The sequence below is a fragment of the Paenibacillus sp. FSL R5-0490 genome (assembly GCF_001956215.1).
Lineage (GTDB): Bacteria > Bacillota > Bacilli > Bacillales > Cytobacillaceae > Cytobacillus.
Genome location: NZ_MRTQ01000028.1, coordinates 40396 through 61771, shown reverse-complemented (window position 1 = coordinate 61771; position 21376 = coordinate 40396). Strand labels below are relative to the sequence as shown.

The following is a 21376-nucleotide window of genomic DNA, read 5'->3' as shown; positions in this document are numbered from 1 at the left end:
GATCTTAGCGACACTAGAACGCGACTAACAATCAGTGGGGGATAAGGAACACCCCCACTGATTGAAGTTTCACTTTATTCTATAAAAAGCGACAACCCTACCATACAGGAAAAAGGATGAACTTGTGTTCATCCTTTAGTCGTATATTATCATGCATCCAATCGAATCTTAACTCCCAGTTTTTCCAGCTGCTGTTCAAGCTTTTTGTAGTAATCATCACTTACTCTTCCTCTGGCGCCGCGGAGAATTTCATGAGCGTAATGGTCAGGCGGGGGCAGCTCCCCTTTTTTATTATAGACATGGAAAGTCAGGACATCTTTGTACAATTTGTCCCCTGCCTGGACATTTACAAAGGCAGGACGGTACCATTGTCCGTAAAAACCTTCCCTTTGGAACAGATATTCAACAGCTTCATAGGGAAGTTCATATAGAACCCCTTCAGTAACACCGCCATTTTCTATAATATCTGCCCTTCCTCCATCATCTCTGGAAAACAGGTATTGCATTGAATAACCGGCCAGTTTTCCGCCTCCTACTATTGTTTTAAAATGGTGATCTACCTTGGCCACGCAAAATCGTTCATCATCCATGCAGGACCCGTAAGCAAAATAATAGGTCTTCTCCGGCTTATCCTTCATAAGCTGGTAAAGCTTCCAATCTCCGTGAAGGATTGGTTCTGCCAGCAGGTCATCCCTTGAGGATACATATACAAGTGCATTTACTTCTCCATTATCCGTATGGACAGTCTGTTCTACCCTGTCGTATAAATTGTCTTTTCTGCCCGGGATATAATCCTCCAGTTCATCCAGATCGGAAAAATGATCCAAATGCACTTCATAAAGCTCGCCATACACTTTTTGGTCTAGTGATGGTTTCATAGAGGGATAGCCTAGTCCAGTATCAAATAATTCTCCGTATACCCATGCCTGCTCGGCAATGCAGGGACTTCCTTTAAGAACAAAGTGATTTGTTTCATGCATTCTTAAGGTTCCATATACAAACAATTTCTGTGTAGTCATCAGCAAAACGTTCCCCCTTGGTTCTCTCTTTTGTTTATTATAGTATCATTTTCGGAAGATTCTTTTCAAAAAAAGAAGACGGAGGAACATCTCCGTCACAGACTGTAGACAAACTCGATAAAAAACGAGCTTGTCTGCAGTTTTTTTATTTAGCGTGTAATCGAGGCTGTTGATTTCCGTTCCAGGCGCTTCGCTTTCCTGCGGGCCGGCGCTGAGCCTCCTCGGCGCGTTCGCGCCTGCGGGGTCTCACCTGTCCAGCACTCCCGCGGGAGTCTTCGCGCCTTCCACTCCAATCAACAGGCTTTCTGAATTTTGTATCGCATGTTCTCCAAGTCTTGATACAATAGGAATATCAATTGCTTGAGGTGAAGAAGAAGCTTTCAAAAAACAGTTCCATTCAACGTCATCAGCTGTAAATGGTACTCTGGACGAGCTTGTGCCAAAAGATCATTTAGTGAAACCATTGAACGTGTTTTCGCAGATGCAAAAGAAAAGCATGGCATGCGCTGGACATGGCCGGAGCCTAAAATGGTCTAGAAGGAGGCCAGAGGAAGATCTGTATATAGAGGAAAATGAGTGAAAATCACAAAAGGGCTTCGGAATGAGAGCATTCCGAAGCCCTTTTGTCGACAAACTGAGACGGAGAAACATCTCCGTCATTCCTGGCATTGGCAGGCATCCAAATTTTTAATTACCGGAAGCCTGCAAATTAATTTGTTATTTGAGCTTTTCAAGTGTGGTGTAATTAAATCCATTTCTTTTTGTTTAGCCTTCATTAAAGCTTCCATTACATACATTTCATCATACATCTGCTCTCGCTCCTTTTCTCATATCTTTAATACCATTTTAATTTCTCATAAGCTTTATAACATTGGTTCTGAGGAGGAGTTATTTTAAGCCTTTTGAATGAACGAAGATGGAAAATGAAAAAACCTGCGGGTAGTTCCCCGCAGGTTTCTTATGCTTATTATTTTAATGTAGTTGCATTTTCAATGACTTCTTTAGCTTGTTCACGCAATCTGAACTTCTGAATTTTGCCTGAAGCTGTCATTGGATATTCTTTAATAAATTCTATATACCGAGGGATTTTATGGCGTGAGATTTTCCCTTTGCAGTAATCGCGAAGTTCTTCTGCGGTTAAGTCAGAGCCTTCCTTTGCTATTACCCATGCGACCACTTCTTCACCATACACAGCATCAGGAACCCCAACCACCTGAACGTCAAGAATCTGCGGATGAGTATAAAGGAATTCTTCTATTTCGCGCGGATAAATATTTTCTCCGCCCCTGATGATCATATCCTTTAATCTTCCCGTGATTTTACAGTACCCGTTCTCATCCATTACAGCGAGATCCCCGGTATGGAGCCAGCCATCCTCATCAATGGCTTCTTTTGTAGCATCCGGATTTTTATAATATCCCTTCATGACATGGTAGCCTCTGGTACATAATTCCCCCTGAACACCGGCAGGGACTTCGTTGTTTGTGCCCGGCTCTACAATTTTCACTTCTACATTCGGCAATGCCCTTCCGACAGACTCCACTCTAAGTTCAATTGGATCATCTGTCCGTGTCTGGGTTATGACAGGCGATGACTCTGTTTGTCCATAGGCAATGGTTATTTCGCTAGCGCCCATTTTTTCGATAACGCCTTTCATGACCTCAATTGGACAATTGGAGCCAGCCATTATGCCTGTACGAAGGGTCGATAGATCATATTTGCTGAAATCAGGATCATTCAGCTCTGCGATAAACATTGTCGGCACCCCATGAAGGCCTGTACATTTCTCATCCTGGACAGTCTGCAGAACAGCTTTAGGGCTGAATTCCTGCACCGGTACAATTGTGGCGCCAACGGAGATACATGCCATCGTTCCAAGCACACAGCCGAAACAATGGAAAAATGGAACAGGAATGCATAAGCGGTCATCTTTTGTTAATTGCATACAATTTGCGATATTGTATCCATTGTTAACGATGTTATTGTGGGTTAGCATGACCCCTTTTGGAAAGCCTGTCGTTCCTGATGTATATTGCATATTTATGGCATCGTCAGGGTCAAGGCTTTCCATCCTCTCATCGAGGTCTCTGTCTGTGACTGATTCACCCATCCGGATAATATCTTCCCAGCTGTATGTACCTGGGAAGCGTTTTTCTCCCATGACAATAACGTTTTTTAAGAAAGGAAGTCTTTTGCTTTTCAGCTGCCCCGGCTCGGAATCCTTCAATTCAGGGACAATGCTGTACAGCATTTCTATGTAAGAAGTTTCTCTGAACTTTTCCATCAGAACAATCGTTGTACTGTCAGATTGCTTTAAAAGATATTCGAGTTCAGCAGCTTGATAGTTTGTATTAACGGTTACAAGGACAGCCCCCATCTTGCCTGTTGAAAACTGGCACGTAAGCCACTCCGGCGTGTTTGTTGACCATGCTGCAATATGCTCTCCTTTTTCAAGGCCCAGCTTCATAAACCCTTTGGCAGCAAGCCTGCAATAATCATTAAACTCCTTATAACTCATTCGGAGCCCGCGATCGGCATATACTACAGCTTCATGATCAGGGTGAAGGCCGGCTTTCTCCTCCAGGAGCTTCCCTACTGTAAGATTCAATAATTCTTTCATCCAGAAATCCTCCTTGGTATATGATCTAATCATTATGCAAAAGATTCCTCTAAGATGAGTGATATAAAACGCTTACATTTTATGTTAACACATATTACTGAATATTCAATATTTTCATATAGTAATAGTTTATTAATTTTTATAAGATGAAAAAAAACTGCCCTTTAAAAGGAGCAGCAGGTTAAAGTTGAAACTTCTCTCTCGTTAAAAATAAAGACCTTCATATAGCGATATTTCTTTTTCAAGGCTTGGCGCTAATTGAACAGCAAAGGGCTTTTCACCTTTTTTTCGAAGGACCTCCATTGCCATTCCATTCTCGTTTAATGGCTGGCAAAAGACGATATTTACTGAACCAATCAGAATGGATGCTCTTTTTTCTTTTCCATCATGGCTTATGTAAATATCAGCACCGGAAGCTGGCATGATCTCCTGCCATGCTGCCGCAGATTTTTCACAGTCTTTTGAAGCTATATAGACTGCTTCAATCTTTTTAGCAGCAAGCTTCTCATCAATTAAGCCCTGTTGTTTCAATCCTTCTAAGCTCTTATCGTCTTCCATGCCCCAGTCAATAAAGAATGGGTATTTATAACCTGGGTTTTCCTTTATAAAGAGCATTTTCCATGAAAGGATGCTTCCATCTTCCCTCTTTCTGCTTCCATTAAAGATTGGAAAGGTCTCAAAGCCGTTTTCCGTTAATTCATTCTGCAAATCCTCAATATTATTGGTTCGGAAACAAATTTGGCCTATCCCTTCTCCATGTCTGATTTCTTCTGTCAGCTGTTTAATAAGAGGATTATCTGTACTTAAGGCAATATGATCCTTTTCAATCGATAAAAATTCGAGGTAGGAATGCCCAATGTACAAAAGACTGTTATATGTTCCCCATTTTTCATGGCTGCCCCCAGCGATTGCCTTATATCCATGATCCCTCCATTTTGCAGCAGCAGCAGCCGGCTCAGCCTTAATAAAGTGGACAATATGATCAAGCGTTACATTCATATGCAGATTCTCCCTTTATTCAGTAGTTATATAAATTTTACCTTTCCTGTAAAACACCGTCTACCTTCTGCTCCTGTGAAAAGAGTTTGCAGAAAAATGTCACCATAATGTAATAAATCTTTTTTTAATAAAGGGTTCACAAAATCTTAAATAACCTTTACAATAATAAAAAATAGAATATTCAATCCATTTAACCAGGAGGTATGCATAATGAAAATTATGAGTAATGAACAGCTGGTCGTCTCGTATCGTGATGCATTAAAGTCAGGGTCTGAAAAGGAATGGATTAGGATATTAAAAACGGAGATTCAAAAACGCGGCTTAAGACCGTTTAAAGAGTAAGTTTCAAATACCATATTAGTTTGCAAATACTTATTGAATATGTAGAGCGGGAGCTATTCCCGCTTTTTTTATTATCTTCGGACGTATGCTGTAAGTTTGTTTGCTTTTTTTATATTTTCATATTCCTCTTCACTTATAACCCCTAATTTCTTTAACACCGCACTATACTGCAGAATTTTCATTTGCCGTCTTTTCAAGATTATCACCTGCTTTTTAATATACTATTCATAACCTGTACATTGTTTCCTTAATGCAAATAATTTTCCATAACGAAAGCGGAAGCGCCTTGCTCACCCCCTACACCTCGAGGGGGTAGGCGCTGGAGCTGGATGCAGACACTCTTCCACAGAGCTATTAATATCGTTCATTTTTATAGTTTCCTATGCTATTAAAAAAACCAGAGCGGAACTCCACTCTGGTTTCATTATTTATTAGGCTTCAAAAAGAAGGCTTTCCGGATCTTCAATCAGTTCTTTGACGCGTTTCAGGAAGGTTACAGCTTCTTTTCCGTCAACAATGCGGTGGTCATACGATAGTGCAATGTACATCATTGGACGGTTTTCCATTCTTTCAGCATCTATCGCAACCGGGCGCAGCTGGATGGAGTGCATTCCAAGGATACCAACCTGAGGTCCGTTCAGAATTGGCGTAGACATCATGCTGCCAAATACACCGCCATTTGTGATGGTAAAGCTTCCTCCCTGCAGGTCTGAAAGAGCAAGCTTATTGTCTCTTGCCTTCACTGCAAGGTCCATGATATCCTTTTCGATCTCAGCAAAGTTTTTGCGGTCTGCATCACGGACAACCGGAACGACAAGACCTTCAGGAGCTGAAACAGCGATACCAATATCATAGAATTTTTTTAGAACGATTTCATTGCCTTGAATTTCAGCATTTAAGTAAGGATTCTTCTTAAGTGCTGCAACGACCGCTTTTGTGAAAAATGACATGAAGCCAAGCTTAACATCGTTTTCTTCAAAGAATTTATCTTTCCGCTTCTTGCGAAGGTTCATTACATTGGTCATGTCCACTTCATTGAACGTTGTCAGCATGGCTGCTGTTTGCTGTACTTCTACAAGGCGATTTGCAATTGTCTGGCGGCGGCGGGACATTTTAATCCGTTCCACTTCTTTTCCGCCTGATGCCTGTTCAGCCGGTTTGGAAGCTGCTGCCGGTTTTGGCGTTTGAGCCTGCTGTTTTGCCTGGTTGGGATTAAAGGATTCAACATCCTGTGTTCTGATTCGGCCCAGTGGATCCCCTGTCGGCACCTGGCTCAGGTCAATGCCTTTTTCTCTTGCCAGTTTACGTGCTGCCGGTGAAGCGATTGGACGCTGTCCGCCTGTTTTTTCTTCAGCAGCAGGCTGTGCTGGCGTCTCCTCTGCTTTAGGTTCTTCAGCTTTAGCTGCTTCAGGCTTTTCTTCGGCTTTTTCCGGTGCAAGTGCAGCTTGTCCGCTTTCATTAACGATAGCAATGGTTTCACCTACATTAACCGTGTCGCCTTCCTGTGCTTTGATTTCCTGTAAAACTCCGCTATGTTCAGAAATAATTTCAACATTTACTTTGTCTGTTTCAAGTTCGACAACATAGTCACCTTTATTGACAGTGTCACCAGGCTGTTTCAGCCACTGTGCCACCGTACCTTCTGTAATGGATTCCGCCAATTCTGGAACTTTGATTTCTGCCACCTTAATTTCCTCCTTCTTGCTTGCGTGATAGGGTTTCATCTATTATGCGTGCTTGTTCTTTCTTATGAACAGTCGGGTCACCTTCTGCCGGGCTTGATCGGCGTCTTCTTCCGATGTAGGTGACATCGATATCGCTGCCTGCGATTTCTTTCAGTCTAGGTTCAACGAAATTCCATGCACCCATATTCTTAGGTTCTTCCTGAATCCAGACAATTTCATCCACATTTGGATAACGGGTTAAAATGTCTTTTATCTGATTCATTGGGAACGGATAGATTTCTTCCACACGTAAGATATGGAACCAATCCTGATCCGGATAATTTTTCAGGTTTTCGGCTAAATCAATTGTGATCTTTCCTGATCCAAGAATGATGCGTTTCACTTTTTCATGATTTTCACCTAAACCAGGCTGTTCGATTACAGATCGGAACTCTCCTTCGCTCAATTCAATTCCATTTGATGCGACAGTCGGATTGCGCAGCAGACTTTTCGGAGACATGATCACTAACGGGCGAACTTCCTCTTTTCCAAGTATGGCAGCCTGTCTTCTTAAAATATGGAAATACTGTGCTGATGAAGAAAGATTGGCAACTGTCCAGTTATTTTCAGCTGCAAGAGTCAGGAATCTTTCCAGGCGCGCACTTGAATGTTCAGGCCCCTGTCCTTCATAACCATGCGGAAGGAGCATGACAAGACCTGATTTTTGCCCCCATTTTGCTCGGCCGGCAGCAATAAACTGGTCAAACATTACTTGTGCTGCATTGGCAAAATCACCATATTGAGCTTCCCATAAAACAAGCGTTTCCGGAGCAAATACATTATATCCATATTCAAAGCCTACAACAGCGGCTTCAGATAATGGACTATTATGGACTGCGAATGAAGCCTTGGCAGTTGAGAGTTTATGCAAAGGTGAATACGCTTTTCCAGTTGTATGATCATGCAGAACAACGTTTCTTTGAGCAAATGTTCCTCTCTCTGAATCCTGGCCAGTCAGTCTGACAGGTGTACCATCAGATAGGATGGTTGCAAATGCCAGTGTTTCTGCGAGACCCCAATCAATCTTGCCGTCCCCTTCAAGCGCTTCCAATCTGCGCTGCAGAATTTTGCCGAGTTTATCAAATACCTTGAAATCCTCCGGCCATTTTAATAGTTCTTCATTGATTTGCTTGAGTTTATCAATTGAAACGGCTGTATTAATTTTTGGCAGACCCTTTTCGACAGTTTCAGGAGGATCGGTTAACTCAGCTGCCTTCTTTTCTTTTGGCACTTTTTCATAGGCAGCCTTCATTTTTTCCAGTACTTCATTATGGACGCCTTCAGCTTCCTCTTTGCTGATGATCTTTTCATTTAAAAGCTTTTCAGCATACAGCGCTTTCACGGTTGGCCGATTGCGTACAATATTATACATAAGAGGATTCGTCGTCATAGGCTCGTCCATCTCGTTATGTCCAAAACGGCGGTATCCGATTAAGTCGATGAGGATATCCTTCTGGAATTTAGCACGATATTCGCAGGCAATTCTTGCCGCTGCCACTACTGCTTCAGGTTCGTCTGCATTAACATGCATAATTGGCATTTCATACCCTTTGGCCAGATCACTTGCATATCTGGTAGAGCGGGAATCATGTGATTCTGTTGTGAAACCAATTGTATTATTGGCAATGATATGGATCGAACCGCCAGTGTTATAGCCTGTCAGCTGTCCAAGATTTAGTGTTTCTGCTACAATGCCCTGACCAGGGAATGCAGCGTCTCCATGAATGATAATGGCTAAAGCAGCTTTTGGATCTACTTCAGGATAACCGGCCTTTGTTCTGTTGTCCTGTGAAGCTCGCGTGTAGCCCTCAACCAGTGAACCTACAAATTCAAGATGGCTCGGATTGTTAGCTAATGTCAGTCTGGCAATGGTCGTATTCTCATCTTTGATCTGTTTATCCAGACCAAGGTGATACTTCACGTCGCCTGTCCAGCCGTAATTGATTCCGATGGATCCTTCAGAAGGAACCAGTTCTTTATTCGGCGCATGCTGGAATTCCGCGAAAATCATTTCATATGGCTTGCCAAGAACATGGGCAAGAACGTTTAACCTTCCGCGGTGGGCCATGCCGATGTTAATTGTTTTTGCTCCATCCGAAACAGATTCAGAAACAATTTCATCCAATAAAGGAACCATTGTATCAAGACCCTCAATGGAGAATCTTTTTTGTCCGACGAAGGTTTTATGAAGGAACTTTTCAAATTCCTCAACTTCAGTCAGTCTTCTTAAAACTTTCAGTTTTTCCGCCTTTTGCATTGACAGCTTATGGCTGTTGGCTCCTATTTTACGGCGAAGCCAGTCTTTTTCGTTTTCATCAAATATATGCTGGAATTCAAAAGCAATGGGTCCCATATAAGCGCTCTTCAGGAATTCAATTGCTTCAAGTCCGTTGCGTAAAGGGTATGTGGCATCTTTGGTAATGACACCAGCAGGGATCTCTTTTAAGTCATTTTCAGTTAAGCCATATTTGCTCAGTTCAAATAAAGCAGTTTCCGATTTATTGTTACCCAGCGGATAGATATCGGCAGCCAAGTGGCCATATGTGCGGATATTATCAGCCAGGCGAATAGCAGCAAGTGTTTTCTCAAGCTGTCCGGCATTCATTGGCTGATTTGCTGATGAAGCCATTTGTCCCGTCCCTTCACTTGTTAAAGGGGAACCATTTTTTTCAAAGTACTCTTTCATTTCAGGATCAATCGAGGATGGATCCTCTAAATATCTTTCATAAAGTTCAATAACGTAGCCAAGGTTTGGGCCATGAAATCCCTGTTCAAAAGGTCCCTCACCATTCGATGGCTTTTTCATGGAAAATTACCTCCATAACTGTTTTGTAAGTGAATAATTCAATACGTTTTTTCTCTCTAAAAGTACAATACCCATCATTAGAAGAAATTAACAATTCATTTTTACGAATAATAATATTTTTCAGAGGATAAAACGTTTCCACAGCTATTCTAACACGTAAAATCTAGTTGTACAAAGATAAAAACATGAATATAGTGGAAAACTATAAAAAATTTTTTCTAGTAATTACTTATTCTAAAAAAATGATTTGTAAAAAGGTAAACATTTATAAATATGAAATAACTGAACATAAAAAAAGCCGAAAAGTTTCGGCTTTAAAAAGTTTCTACCAGGTTAATATAGATTTGTTTCGATTCATTGGTATTTTTTCTGTTTTCTTTAAGGGAAGATTCAATGGCTTCTCTAGTATCCACGGGAAAATCAAAATGACCGCATGTTGTACATTTTTGGAATAAGCTGCCGGCAACATTCACTTCAATGCCATCAATTGTCCGGAAAACGGCTGGTCCATCTGTTTCAGCAAATCTGTGACGGCAATGACTATGTTCTTGCATAAAAGCTTCCCTCCAAGAAATATTATTTTCCTCATTATTATAAAGGAAATATTCTGAACTTTAAAGCGATCTACCTATAACAGTTTATGCCAGGAGGAGTCATTTTAAATCAATACATGAAATATTCGAAAAAGTGTTGACTATTAACGGTTTACTGTAGTAAAGTTTAGAGAAAATTTAATATTTGATTTCTTATCCAGAGAGGTCGAGGGTAAGGCCCGACGACGCCTCAGCAACCAGCAATCGTATTTTGATTGAAAAGGTGCTAATTCCTGCAAGTTTTTTAGAAACTTGAAAGATAAGAAGAATGGCTGTTCACATTAAAAAGTCTTCTTCTTATAGAAGGCTTTTTTTTATTACGATAAAGGAGTGTTTACCAGCATGTATAATATTGACACCAAATTAGCGCAAATCGGAAACAGGAGCGAATCAGCAACAGGTGCAGTCAATCCGCCTGTATACTTTTCAACTGCCTACCGGCATGAAGGCATTGGCCAGTCAACCGGCTTTGACTATAGCCGAACAGGCAATCCTACCCGCCAGCTGCTTGAAAAGGCGATCGCCGATCTGGAAGAAGGCGATCAAGGCTATGCCTGCAGTTCTGGTATGGCCGCCATCCTTACGATTCTTTCCCTCTTTAAATCAGGTGATGAGTGGATTGTTTCCAAGGATTTATACGGCGGAACCTATCGTCTGCTTGAACAGGGCTTCAAAAAATGGGGACTGCAGAGCAAATATGTGAATACGAGCACTCCGGAAAATGTTGAAGAATTAATCACCGAAAATACGAAAGCTATTTTTCTGGAGACTCCCACTAATCCGCTGATGGAAGAGACAAATATTCAGTTAATAGCTGATATCGCGAAACGGCATAATATTCTCCTGATCGTTGATAACACATTTTACACCCCCCTTCTTCAGCAGCCTCTAAAGCTTGGTGCTGATATTGTCATCCATAGTGCGACAAAGTATCTTGGAGGACATAATGATGTACTTGCCGGTTTAGTTGTCGCAAAAGGCAAACAGTTATGTGAGGATCTTGCCATGAACCACAATGCTGCCGGTGCAGTCCTTAGCCCATTTGATTCCTGGCTTTTGATCAGAGGCATGAAGACACTCTCTCTTCGCATGGAACGTCATGAAAAAAATGCCCGGGAATTAGCGGCTTTCTTATCAGACCACGCTGCCGTAACGGATGTTCTTTATCCAGGCAAAGGAGGAATGATATCTTTCCGGGTCCAGGATGAATCCTGGGTGAATCCTTTTCTGCAGAGCCTCTCCCTCATCTCCTTTGCTGAAAGCCTTGGCGGAGTCGAGAGTTTTATAACATATCCCGCAACACAAACGCATGCGGACATCCCAGAAGAGATCCGCATTGAAACCGGTGTCTGTAACAGGCTTCTGCGTTTCTCGGTTGGAATCGAAAATGCAGAAGATTTGAAGTCGGATCTTGAACATGCTTTTGCAAAGGTTTTAAAGGAGGCAGTACGATGAGTACGAATTACACATTTCAAACGAAATTGCTTCACAATAATCAAAAGTTCGACCCGGAAACAGGAGCAGTCAGTGTACCGATCCAGCATGCCTCCACTTTCCATCAAAAAGATATAGATGCATTCGGAAAATATGATTACAGCCGCAGCCTGAATCCAACAAGGGAAGCACTTGAGGAAGTCATCGCCGAGCTTGAAGAAGGGATTAGAGGGTTTGCCTTTTCTTCTGGAATGGCTGCCATTTCTACAGCATTCCTCCTCTTGTCACAGGGAGATCATGTGGTCATAACAGAAGACGTATATGGCGGAACCTATCGCATGACAACAGAAGTCCTGTCCCGTTTTGGCATTGAGCACACATTTGTTGATATGACTAATCTAGAGGAAGTAAAAGAAGCAATCCGTCCAAACACGAAAGTTTTCTATGTAGAGACTCCTTCCAATCCGCTGCTGAAAGTGACAGATATACAGGCCATCAGTTCACTTGCAAGACAGCATGGAGCCCTGACATTTGTGGATAATACATTCCTGACCCCTGCCCTTCAAAAACCGCTCTCTTTAGGGGCGGATATCGTGCTGCACAGCGCAACCAAATTCTTATCCGGACACAGTGACGTCGTAGCCGGCTTAGCTGTTGTAAAGGATCCGGAGTTAGGTGCAAGACTGGCTTTTCTCCAAAATTCCTTTGGAGCTGTTCTGGGTGTTCAGGATGCCTGGCTTGTGCTGAGAGGAATTAAAACGCTGCAGGTAAGGCTGGATCAGTCTGTGAAATCAGCTGAGAAGATTGCTCGTTTCCTTCATGATCACCCAGCAGTAAAGAAAGTTCATTATCCCGGTTTTGCAGAACATCCCGGCTATGATATTCAGAAAAAGCAGGCTGTGAATGCAGGTGCCGTCTTGTCTTTTGAACTTGAAGATGAAAAGTCGATGAGAGTATTTGTGGAAAATGCGAAAATTCCTGTTTTTGCAGTAAGTCTGGGAGCAGTTGAATCCATCCTCTCCTACCCTGCCAAAATGTCGCATGCAGCCATGCCTGCATCTGAAAGAGAACAGCGCGGAATTACAGACAGTCTTCTCCGTCTTTCTGTTGGCCTGGAGAACGCAGACGATATTATGAAAGATTTTAATGCAGCTTTATCTGCAGTCGAACAAACAAAGCAATCCATTTTACAGCGGGGGTGATACTTTGAGTTTCCTGGATAAATTAAAGAATGAAATCATCATAGCAGATGGAGCGATGGGAACTCTTCTTTACTCCTATGGCACCGACAGCTGTTTTGAGGAATTAAATCTATCGCAATCTGAGCAGATCCAGCACATCCATGAAGCGTACATAGGCGCAGGGGCTGAGTTGATCCAAACCAATACGTATGCAGCGAATTATCTGAAGCTGCAGCGATATGGGCTTGAAGACTCTGTGAAAGAGATTAACAGTGCGGCAGCCCGGATTGCCAAAAAAGCTGCCGCGGGACGCGCATATGTTGCCGGTACAATCGGCGGGATCAGAGGATTCAAACCGAACATGATTACACTGGAGGAAATAAAAAGAAGCTTTCGTGAGCAGCTTTATTGTCTGCTGCTTGAGGATGTAGATGGTATTTTGCTTGAAACCTATTATGATCTAGAAGAACTTGAGACGGTTCTGGCAATAGCCAGAAAAGAAACCGATTTGCCGATTATCGCACAGGTTTCACTTCAGGAAGCTGGAGTTCTTCAGAACCAGACTCCTATAGCAGACGCATTAACAAAGCTTGACGGCATGGGCGCAGATGTGGTGGGAATCAATTGCAGGCTTGGCCCCCATCATATGCTGAAAACGCTCGAAAGTGTACCTTTGCTAAAACATGCCCATTTATCGGCATATCCAAATGCCAGTATTCCAGCTTATACGGACGGCAAATTCCATTATGAAGGTGATGCGGAATATTTCCGGCAGTCCGCAATAGAATTCCGGAATCAGGGTGTCCGCCTTCTTGGAGGGTGCTGCGGAACAACACCTGACCATATCAAGGCGTTTGCTGATGTATTAAAAGGACTTCCTCCAATCGAGGAAAAAGAAATAAAGGCAGTTAATAAAGTCATAGTTTCAGAGAAACCGGAATCATCCAGAGAGCTTCCTCCTCTTCAGGATATTGTCAGAGAGAGGCCATCGGTAATTGTTGAGCTGGATCCGCCAAGGAAGCTTGATACTGCCCGCTTTTTCGAAGGTGCAAAGGCATTGAAGAATGCTGGAATCGATTCTATTACTCTTGCAGATAATTCTCTTGCTTCACCAAGGGTATGCAACTCTGCACTTGGCTATCTTGTCAAACAGCAGACTGGACTGCGCCCCCTTGTGCATGTAACCTGCAGGGATCGAAATATAATAGGGCTTCAATCCCATTTAATGGGTCTTCATGCCCTCGGTTTAAATGATATTCTTGCTGTAACAGGAGACCCTGCCCGTGTCGGTGATTTTCCTGGCGCCTCTTCTGTCTATGATGTTTCTTCATTTGAATTGATCAGTATGATCAAGCAGTTAAATGAAGGATTATCGTTTTCAGGGAAAGACCTGGGCCAGAAAGCAGCCTTTTCAGTTGCAGGCGCTTTTAACCCCAATGTCCGCTCTTTGGAAAAAGCTGTCGGGCGGCTCGAAAAGAAACTGGAGCATGGTGCGGATTATTTTATCTCGCAGCCTGTTTTCTCTGAAGAAAAACTGCTTGAGGTTCATGAGGCTGTGAAAGATTTAAAAGCACCTGTCTATATAGGCTTAATGCCTCTTACCGGCAGCCGGAATGCAGAGTTTCTTCATAATGAAGTTCCGGGAATCAAAATTTCCGACAGTATTAGAAGCAGAATGGCTTCATTAAAAGATGATCCAGCACGAGCTGGCGCTGAAGGCATTGCCATTGCCAAGTCGCTGATCGATGCTGCGGCAGAGCTGTTTAATGGCATTTACCTTATCACTCCATTTATGCGTTATGAAATGACTGTCGAGCTATCAAATTATGCCCGTGAGACAACCGAACGGCTTTCAAGGAGGAAACAGCATGCATAAACCATCACTGCAGGAGCAGCTAAAAAAGAAGATTCTGATCATGGACGGAGCAATGGGCACCATGCTTCAAAGAGCCAATCTTTCAGCGGATGATTTTGGCGGAGAAGAATATGAAGGCTGCAACGAGAATTTAAATATTACAGCTCCATCGGTTATTGAACATATTCACCTTGAATATTTAAAAGCCGGCGCAGACATTATTGAAACTAACACCTTTGGCGCAACCAGCATTGTTCTCGCAGATTACGATCTGGAAGAAAAAGCTTATGAATTGAATAAAATTGCTGTTGAAATTGCCAGAGAAGCTGCAGACCGCATGTCTACTCCTGAATGGCCGAGATATGTGGCAGGCGCTATGGGACCAACTACGAAGACACTGAGTGTTACCGGCGGTTCTACATTTGAAAACATGATAGCAGCTTATGAAGAGCAGGCCAGAGGGTTAATAGACGGCGGAGCCGATCTTCTTCTCCTCGAAACCAGTCAGGATATGCTGAATGTGAAGGCTGGTTTTATCGGCATTGAAAAGGCATCAAAAAAGACGGGAATAAAACTTCCGCTCATTGTTTCCGGGACAATTGAACCGATGGGCACGACCCTTGCAGGCCAATCGATTGAAGCCTTTTATATTTCGCTTGAACATATGAAGCCTCTGGCAGTTGGACTCAACTGTGCGACAGGTCCTGAATTCATGCAGGACCATATCCGTTCTCTTTCAGGATTGGCATCCACTGCAGTCAGCTGCTATCCCAATGCAGGATTGCCTGATGAAGAAGGACAGTATCATGAAACTCCCGAATCACTGGCGAGCAAGCTTGAGGGTTTTGCCAAAGAAGGCTGGCTGAATATTGTAGGCGGCTGCTGCGGAACCACGCCTGAACATATCCAGGCAATTGCTGAGTCGGTTAAAGATTATAAACCAAGGAATTATGAGGGGAATTCCCTGCATAAAGTATCCGGAATTGAACCTCTGATTTATGATGATCCAACTTTAAGACCCATAATGGTCGGCGAACGAACAAATGTAATTGGCTCCCGCAAGTTTAAAAGGCTGATTGCAGAAGGAAAGTTCGAGGAAGCTGCTGAGATAGGCCGTGCCCAGGTAAAAGGCGGTGCCCATGTTATTGATATTTGCCTGGCAGATCCTGACCGTGAAGAAATGCAGGATGTTGAGAATTTTATCAAGGAATTAGTGAAAAAAATCAAAGTTCCGCTCGTGATCGATTCAACAGATGAAAAAGTGATTGAAAAAGCTCTCACCTATTCACAGGGTAAAGCCATCATAAATTCGATTAATCTGGAAGATGGCGAAGAACGCTTTGAGGCGATTGCCCCTCTCATCCACCGCTATGGTGCTGCTGTAGTTGTCGGAACAATTGATGAAGAAGGCATGGGTGTTACGGCTGAACGCAAACTTGAGATTGCAAAGCGTTCTCATGATTTGCTTGTAAATAAATATCATATCCCGCCTCAGGATCTTATTTTTGACCCCCTCGTCTTCCCTGTCGGCACAGGGGATGAGCAATACATCGGGTCTGCAAAGGCAACGGTAGATGGAATCAGACTTATTAAAGAGGCTCTGCCGGAGGTTCAAACCATTTTGGGAATCAGTAATGTATCCTTCGGCCTCCCTCCTGTCGGCAGGGAAATATTAAATTCTGTATTTCTGTATCACTGCACCCAGGCAGGCCTGGATTATGCGATAGTGAACACGGAAAAACTCGAAAGATTTGCTTCCATTTCTAAGGAAGAGGTCTTAATGGCTGAAAAGCTTCTTTTCGAAACTACTGATGAATCACTCGCTGTCTTTACTGATTTTTACCGGGATAAGAAGAAAGAAAGCAAAAGTGTTCTTCCGGATATGACACTTGAGGAACGCCTAGCCTATTATATTCTCGAAGGAACGAAAGAAGGGCTCCTGCCTGATCTTGATCTGGCCCTGCAGGCATACCCTGCTCCGCTTGATATCATTAATGGGCCTTTAATGAACGGAATGAAGGAAGTCGGAAGATTGTTCAATGATAATCAGCTGATTGTCGCAGAGGTTCTGCAGAGCGCCGAAGTTATGAAAGCATCTGTCGCTTACCTTGAACCCTATATGGAAAAAGATGCTGCCCAATCTTCATCCAAGGGAAAAGTCATCCTGGCGACCGTTAAAGGCGATGTTCATGATATAGGGAAAAACCTTGTGGATATTATTTTAAGCAATAATGGATATGAAGTGATAGATTTGGGAATCAAGGTCTCCCCTGCTGAACTGATTGAAAACATCAGGCGTGAGAAACCGGATATGGTCGGTCTATCTGGGCTCCTTGTCAAATCAGCACAGCAAATGGTCATCACGGCCCATGATATGAAACAGGCTGGCATCGATGTCCCGATTTTAGTAGGCGGCGCAGCCCTCTCAAGGAAATTTACTGATACTAAAATTTCCAAGGAATATGACGGTCTCGTGCTGTATGCCAAGGATGCTATGAACGGTCTCTCTTTAGCCAATCAGCTTCAGGAGCCGGAAGAAGCTGTGAAGCTGCGAATCCAGCAGGAAGAAAAACAGGCAGCAGCGCTAAATGCTGTACCTTATGACCGCGGATCAGTGGCGGTTGCAGTAAAGCCTAAACCAACAGTAAGCACACAAGTACCTGTATTTGTTCCAAAAGATTTAAAACGGCATTTGCTGAAATCCTATTCCCTTTCACACATTGAGCCGTATGTGAATAAGCAAATGCTGATTGGCCATCACCTTGGCTTAAAAGGAAATCTGCAAAAGCTGCTTGCGGAAAAAGATGAAAAAGCCATTAAAATTAACGCAGTGGTTGATGAACTGATTGCTGAAGCAAAAGAGAAAAACTGGATTGAGCCTAAAGCAGTTTATCAATTCTTTCCTGCCCAGTCAGATGGCGATAAGGTGTTTATCTATGCTGAGGATGAAAAAACGGTCATTGAGACATTCGAATTTCCGCGCCAGGAAACAGAGCCATTCTTATGTCTGGCAGATTTCCTTAAATCAAAAGAAAGCGGTCAAATGGATTATGTTTCCTTCTTCACTGTGACAGCCGGGAAAGGAATACGCGCTATTGCAGATCGTTTAAAAGCCGAAGGCAGATTCCTGGAAAGCCATGCCCTGCAGTCGCTGGCTTTGGAGACGGCTGAAGGTCTTGCTGAGCTGATCCATCGACAGATCCGCGATCGCTGGGGCTTCCCTGATCCGGTTGAAATGACGATGAAGGACCGTTTTACAGCGAAATACCAGGGGCAGCGCTTTTCGTATGGCTATCCTGCGTGCCCTGATCTTGAGGACCAGAAAAAGCTGTTTAAGCTTATACAGCCTGAGGATATAGGTGTTCAGCTTACTGAAGAATGCATGATGGAACCTGAGGCTTCTGTATCTGCAATGGTGTTTGCCCATCCTGAAGCAAGATATTTTAATGTATTGAGATAATAGATACCCGGCAGGTAAAATGGCCGGGTATTTGCCTTTGCCTCTTCACAGCCTATACAATGAATACATAGTAAGGAGGGAAATTTTTATGAATGTTCTCTGGGATTTAGATGGCACGATTCTGGATACCTGGCCGACTTTGGTTCAGTCTTTTATTCGCATATCCGGCAAAGAGCTGGATCCTCACGAAGTTCTCACGCCCCTGAAAAACGGGACAGCCTATCAGAAATTTGATGTTCCTCCAGAAAAAATTGCTGATTTTCGTCAAACGGAAGCAACTTTTATGCATGATGAAAAGCCATTGTTTCCACATGTAAGGGGAATATTAGAGCAAAATAATGTTAACGTGCTTGTCACCCACCGTAACCGGCAATCCACGGAGGAACTGCTGGAGTATTGGAAACTTACTTCCTATTTTGAAGAAGTTATCTGCCCGGAATTTGATGGTTTCTCCTTAAAGCCGCATCCGGAGTCCTATGAATATCTTCACCGGCGTTATCATATTGATTTGGCCATTGGCGACCAGGATACAGATTTAATGCCTGCCAGACAGATCGGCATCAGCACATGTGCTTTCCGCAGCACTAATCCCTATGCAGACTTCTCGATTGATTGTTATTCGAAATTTGAGCTTGCGATCAATCGACACTACGAACCCGATTGGTTCAACTAAGCCTCTGCCTGCGCGTCGGCAAGTTTCACTGTATCTCACCAATCGGGCCTTTACGGGAAGTTTGACCCCCACTTATCCTCCTTTGGCTCCTCTGAGTCTTGAAGTGGGGGTCTTACTGCCCGTTAGACTGCGATAAAAGGAAACAGGACTTCACCTTGGTGAAGTCCCGCTTTGCTTCTGAGTGAGCTAATTAGCTGATTTTCGCGTATTGATCCTGACAACTCTGTCAGTTTTTGAATCAAATTCAATATCAATGTACAAACCGAACTCTTTGCCGCCATCCTCTACCCATAGCTTAAACCTTTCGATATCTGTTGTTTGTCCCTTTTCTCTGCCGATATGCAGGTAGTCAAGGATTTTAGCCCTCGGGTATTTCTCTTTTGCCGTTTCCATAGCCAGTCTGCCCCATTTTGCATAGGCTGGTTCCGGTCTCTCTGCAAAAGCTTCTCCAGTAATTGCACGAATGGGAGTATATTCGGTTAAGATCATCAATACCATTAGACTGATCATTAATTTCTTCATCTTAAACCTCTTTCCGGGAAGGATCCTAATTGCTATTGCCGCTCTTCAGAGTTTCTTCCTTCATCCGTTCTTCCTCTTCTTCCACACAGATATAAGCAATTTGTTCTTCCATTAAATGATGAAGAATATCCTTATCATCTGTACAGGAAACGTCTTTTCTTTCTTGCATTTTTCATCTCTCCTCTCCCTTATTCAAAAGGGTTTTTTTTAAACCATTCGCTAACCTGGATATTGTTTTTTTATCCACAAAGATGAGGTGGAAAACATACATGAAGATTGACTTCAGCAAAAACAGCATAAACAGCTTCATTTGTGAAAAGCGCCGAAGTTTCCAAATTCCGATCTTTTTGAACCAAGTATAAAAAGGATAGGCGAAAAAGGCATCGACCACCCCATTTAGAAGTAAATACAGTAACGGCTTTCTATAGGTTAATTTTAATATCCATATAGACCCTGCAAAAAAAGGTCCTAATACTAATGGCAGTTCACCACTAAGCTTGGGATGAAATCTTTCCTTAATCGTCCACCATTTGTTTTTTTCAGCTATAATCCCTTCTATTAATACATAAAACCCCATAAATAAAGCAGCAGGATAAAATCGCTTAAAATCCTTTTTGCCTATAAATGGAACAGTCAGCCAGGAAAGGAGAATTATCAGCAGCAAATATAGCTTCTTTTTCATCTTACCCCACCTTTTTTTAAAGGTTTTGTATTTAGAGGAATTTTATTCATCCTTTTTACGGGAGCCAATGAATTTTTTTCGAAATTGCTTGAAAATCGTGTTTTGAAAGTTCCAATATGTGTAATAGATTAACAAGCATAGAAGGAGCTGATCAGCATGATGACAATGTACAAGTGCAAGAACTTCAACAAAACGGGTAAAATTCTTCTTCCGAGCAAGTGGCGCAGCCAATTTGGCCTTTTGCCGGGAAAACTGGCTGATCTTCGCTTCGATCATGATCAGATTATTATTGAAAGAGCCAATTTGGAATCAACCCACAATAAAAGGCTAATTTCTGAAAATGGCTCCATCCATATCCCTAAAGAACTTCAGCAGCTGCTGGATATTACAGAGGAAGAAGAATATTGCCTGTATATTGATGAGGAAGATAAGAGCTTTGTTTTAAAGATAGTTTCAGAAAACTAAAAAGCTGCAGCCAGTTTCTCAGCAGCAGCTTTTTAACAGATATATTTTCCAGTAAGATTCGTAAGTGCCATGCAAAACTTTTCCCAGCCATTAGGGAAAGACTGTATCCCCTGACTCTCAAAAATGTTTTCCTTCGTGACCAGCCTTATGGACCATGTGACACTATCCATTAAAATCCCTGGATTTTTATATTCCTTCTGCCATTTCCAAATTTTCAGCCGGTATAATTCTTTTTTAAATTCCTCAATGCTTCCTGACTTTTTCGGCAGCTCATTTCTTGATGAAAAATTACTTAAATGCCATTCAAAATAAACAAAGCGGCTATTGATGAAATCCACTTCTATTTTGTACCAGGGCCCCGGATAACCGCCGAGGCTGACGCTTAAAAGAATGGGATCTTTATCAGGATCAATCGTAACAATATTATTTTTAATATGGAAGAGCTCTCTTTTCCTGCTGATGACTGATTTTACATGCGATAATTCAACAGGTTTTGCACCGCTTCTCTGAGAATTACTTGCCCTATTCATTTCATCCAGCAGAGAAGGGATGGAGATAGCCCCCTTTTCCTCCAGGATATCTAAAATATTCTCAAAAATACTCATTTATCTTCCTCCATCAAAACAGGGTAGGTATATGTAACACCAAGATAGTTTTCTTCCCTAATATCCTTTTTTTCGCCTGTGCAAACATTCTTTCGTACTTAAGGGGCTATAATGAATAAATTGTACCTGCTCATTGCACGCTATGGAATGGGAGGTGCAGCCATGGATCCAATAAAACCAGGAAGCAAAAAGCTGCCGGACTTCGGAGAACTGGATGATCGGATGATTGCCGGGCATACTTCGGGGCCGACACTTGTAATAAAGACCAATCTTGATCCCGAAAATTCGACTGAAGATAATCCTTACTACAAAAATAAAACTGAAACGGATACAGAAGAATTTCGGGATTATTTTGAGGAGTAAAAGGAAACCGGCAGGCTATTTGCCTGCCGGTTC

General features: G+C 42.6%; 20 protein-coding genes and 1 riboswitch. Of the genes, 8 read left to right on the top strand and 12 right to left on the bottom strand.

Annotation, left to right across the window (positions count from 1 at the left end; all coding sequences use genetic code 11):
* Positions 1-149 precede the first annotated feature (149 nt).
* From BK139_RS20060 to BK139_RS20050, 4 genes are all read right to left on the bottom strand, one after another.
* A complete protein-coding gene (locus BK139_RS20060; RefSeq protein ID WP_076262341.1) occupies positions 150-1019 on the bottom strand; it encodes a gamma-glutamylcyclotransferase family protein in 870 nt (289 codons plus the stop codon).
* A gap of 656 nt (positions 1020-1675) precedes the next feature.
* Complete coding sequence (locus tag BK139_RS24150; protein ID WP_175609166.1) at positions 1676-1828, bottom strand: hypothetical protein; 153 nt, start codon at positions 1826-1828, stop codon at positions 1676-1678.
* Between the two features lie 158 nt (positions 1829-1986).
* Positions 1987-3639 carry an AMP-binding protein gene (locus BK139_RS20055; protein ID WP_076262333.1) on the bottom strand — a complete coding sequence of 551 codons (1653 nt, stop codon included), beginning with the start codon at positions 3637-3639 and terminating at the stop codon, positions 1987-1989.
* A 204-nt stretch (positions 3640-3843) separates the two neighbouring features.
* Positions 3844-4638, bottom strand: coding sequence for a VOC family protein (locus tag BK139_RS20050; protein WP_076262331.1), 795 nt, complete (start codon positions 4636-4638; stop codon positions 3844-3846).
* A 210-nt stretch (positions 4639-4848) separates the two neighbouring features.
* Between BK139_RS20050 and sda the strand changes: the two genes are divergently transcribed.
* Entirely contained in the window at positions 4849-4980 is a 132-nt protein-coding gene (gene sda, locus BK139_RS20045) for a sporulation histidine kinase inhibitor Sda (RefSeq protein ID WP_035330849.1), read from the top strand.
* Positions 4981-5051: 71 nt separating this feature from the next.
* Here the strand turns inward: sda and BK139_RS24490 are convergent, their stop codons facing one another.
* From BK139_RS24490 to BK139_RS20030, 4 genes are all read right to left on the bottom strand, one after another.
* Positions 5052-5177, bottom strand: coding sequence for a hypothetical protein (locus tag BK139_RS24490; RefSeq protein ID WP_286149067.1), 126 nt, complete (start codon positions 5175-5177; stop codon positions 5052-5054).
* A gap of 234 nt (positions 5178-5411) precedes the next feature.
* Positions 5412-6665: a 2-oxoglutarate dehydrogenase complex dihydrolipoyllysine-residue succinyltransferase gene (odhB, locus tag BK139_RS20040; RefSeq protein WP_076262329.1), complete on the bottom strand. Its 1254-nt coding sequence runs from the start codon at positions 6663-6665 to the stop codon at positions 5412-5414.
* Position 6666: 1 nt separating this feature from the next.
* Positions 6667-9510, bottom strand: a complete 2844-nt coding sequence (gene sucA / locus BK139_RS20035; protein WP_076262327.1) for a 2-oxoglutarate dehydrogenase E1 component — start codon at positions 9508-9510, stop codon at positions 6667-6669.
* 314 nt (positions 9511-9824) lie between these two features.
* Positions 9825-10064, bottom strand: a complete 240-nt coding sequence (locus BK139_RS20030; protein ID WP_048011627.1) for a hypothetical protein — start codon at positions 10062-10064, stop codon at positions 9825-9827.
* 189 nt (positions 10065-10253) lie between these two features.
* Positions 10254-10369: riboswitch (SAM riboswitch) on the top strand.
* 76 nt (positions 10370-10445) lie between these two features.
* Here BK139_RS20030 and BK139_RS20025 point away from each other — a divergent pair.
* The 5 genes from BK139_RS20025 (at position 10446) to BK139_RS20005 (ending at position 18706) form a co-directional block, all read left to right on the top strand.
* Positions 10446-11558: a methionine biosynthesis PLP-dependent protein gene (locus tag BK139_RS20025; RefSeq protein ID WP_076262325.1), complete on the top strand. Its 1113-nt coding sequence runs from the start codon at positions 10446-10448 to the stop codon at positions 11556-11558.
* Entirely contained in the window at positions 11555-12739 is a 1185-nt protein-coding gene (gene metC, locus BK139_RS20020; RefSeq protein WP_076262323.1) for a cystathionine beta-lyase, read from the top strand. Before BK139_RS20025 ends, metC begins: the two co-directional genes overlap by 4 nt.
* 4 nt (positions 12740-12743) lie before the next feature.
* Complete coding sequence (locus tag BK139_RS20015) at positions 12744-14594, top strand: bifunctional homocysteine S-methyltransferase/methylenetetrahydrofolate reductase (protein ID WP_076262321.1); 1851 nt, start codon at positions 12744-12746, stop codon at positions 14592-14594.
* Entirely contained in the window at positions 14587-18033 is a 3447-nt protein-coding gene (metH, locus tag BK139_RS20010; protein ID WP_076262319.1) for a methionine synthase, read from the top strand. The genes BK139_RS20015 and metH overlap by 8 nt, the downstream gene beginning before the upstream one ends.
* A gap of 88 nt (positions 18034-18121) precedes the next feature.
* Positions 18122-18706: an HAD hydrolase-like protein gene (locus tag BK139_RS20005; protein ID WP_076262317.1), complete on the top strand. Its 585-nt coding sequence runs from the start codon at positions 18122-18124 to the stop codon at positions 18704-18706.
* Positions 18707-18892: 186 nt separating this feature from the next.
* Here BK139_RS20005 and BK139_RS20000 read toward each other — a convergent pair whose 3' ends face one another.
* From BK139_RS20000 to BK139_RS19995, 3 genes are read right to left on the bottom strand one after another with little or no spacing between them, the layout of a single operon-like run.
* Complete coding sequence (locus tag BK139_RS20000) at positions 18893-19228, bottom strand: DUF3889 domain-containing protein (RefSeq protein ID WP_076262315.1); 336 nt, start codon at positions 19226-19228, stop codon at positions 18893-18895.
* A 25-nt stretch (positions 19229-19253) separates the two neighbouring features.
* Positions 19254-19397, bottom strand: a complete 144-nt coding sequence (locus tag BK139_RS24145; RefSeq protein ID WP_175609165.1) for a hypothetical protein — start codon at positions 19395-19397, stop codon at positions 19254-19256.
* Positions 19398-19400: 3 nt separating this feature from the next.
* Positions 19401-19910, bottom strand: a complete 510-nt coding sequence (locus tag BK139_RS19995) for a hypothetical protein (RefSeq protein ID WP_076262313.1) — start codon at positions 19908-19910, stop codon at positions 19401-19403.
* Between the two features lie 156 nt (positions 19911-20066).
* On the opposite strand from BK139_RS19995, the gene BK139_RS19990 reads away from it, so the two are divergent.
* Positions 20067-20375, top strand: coding sequence for a hypothetical protein (locus tag BK139_RS19990; protein WP_076262311.1), 309 nt, complete (start codon positions 20067-20069; stop codon positions 20373-20375).
* A 32-nt stretch (positions 20376-20407) separates the two neighbouring features.
* Here the strand turns inward: BK139_RS19990 and BK139_RS19985 are convergent, their stop codons facing one another.
* Positions 20408-20980 (bottom strand): hypothetical protein, encoded by a 573-nt coding sequence (locus BK139_RS19985; RefSeq protein ID WP_076262309.1) that lies wholly within the window; start codon positions 20978-20980, stop codon positions 20408-20410.
* Positions 20981-21142: 162 nt separating this feature from the next.
* On the opposite strand from BK139_RS19985, the gene BK139_RS19980 reads away from it, so the two are divergent.
* The gene (locus tag BK139_RS19980) at positions 21143-21343 is read left to right on the top strand and encodes a hypothetical protein (protein WP_076262339.1); all 201 of its coding nucleotides are present in this window, start codon (positions 21143-21145) and stop codon (positions 21341-21343) included.
* The last annotated feature ends 33 nt before the right edge of the window (positions 21344-21376 follow it).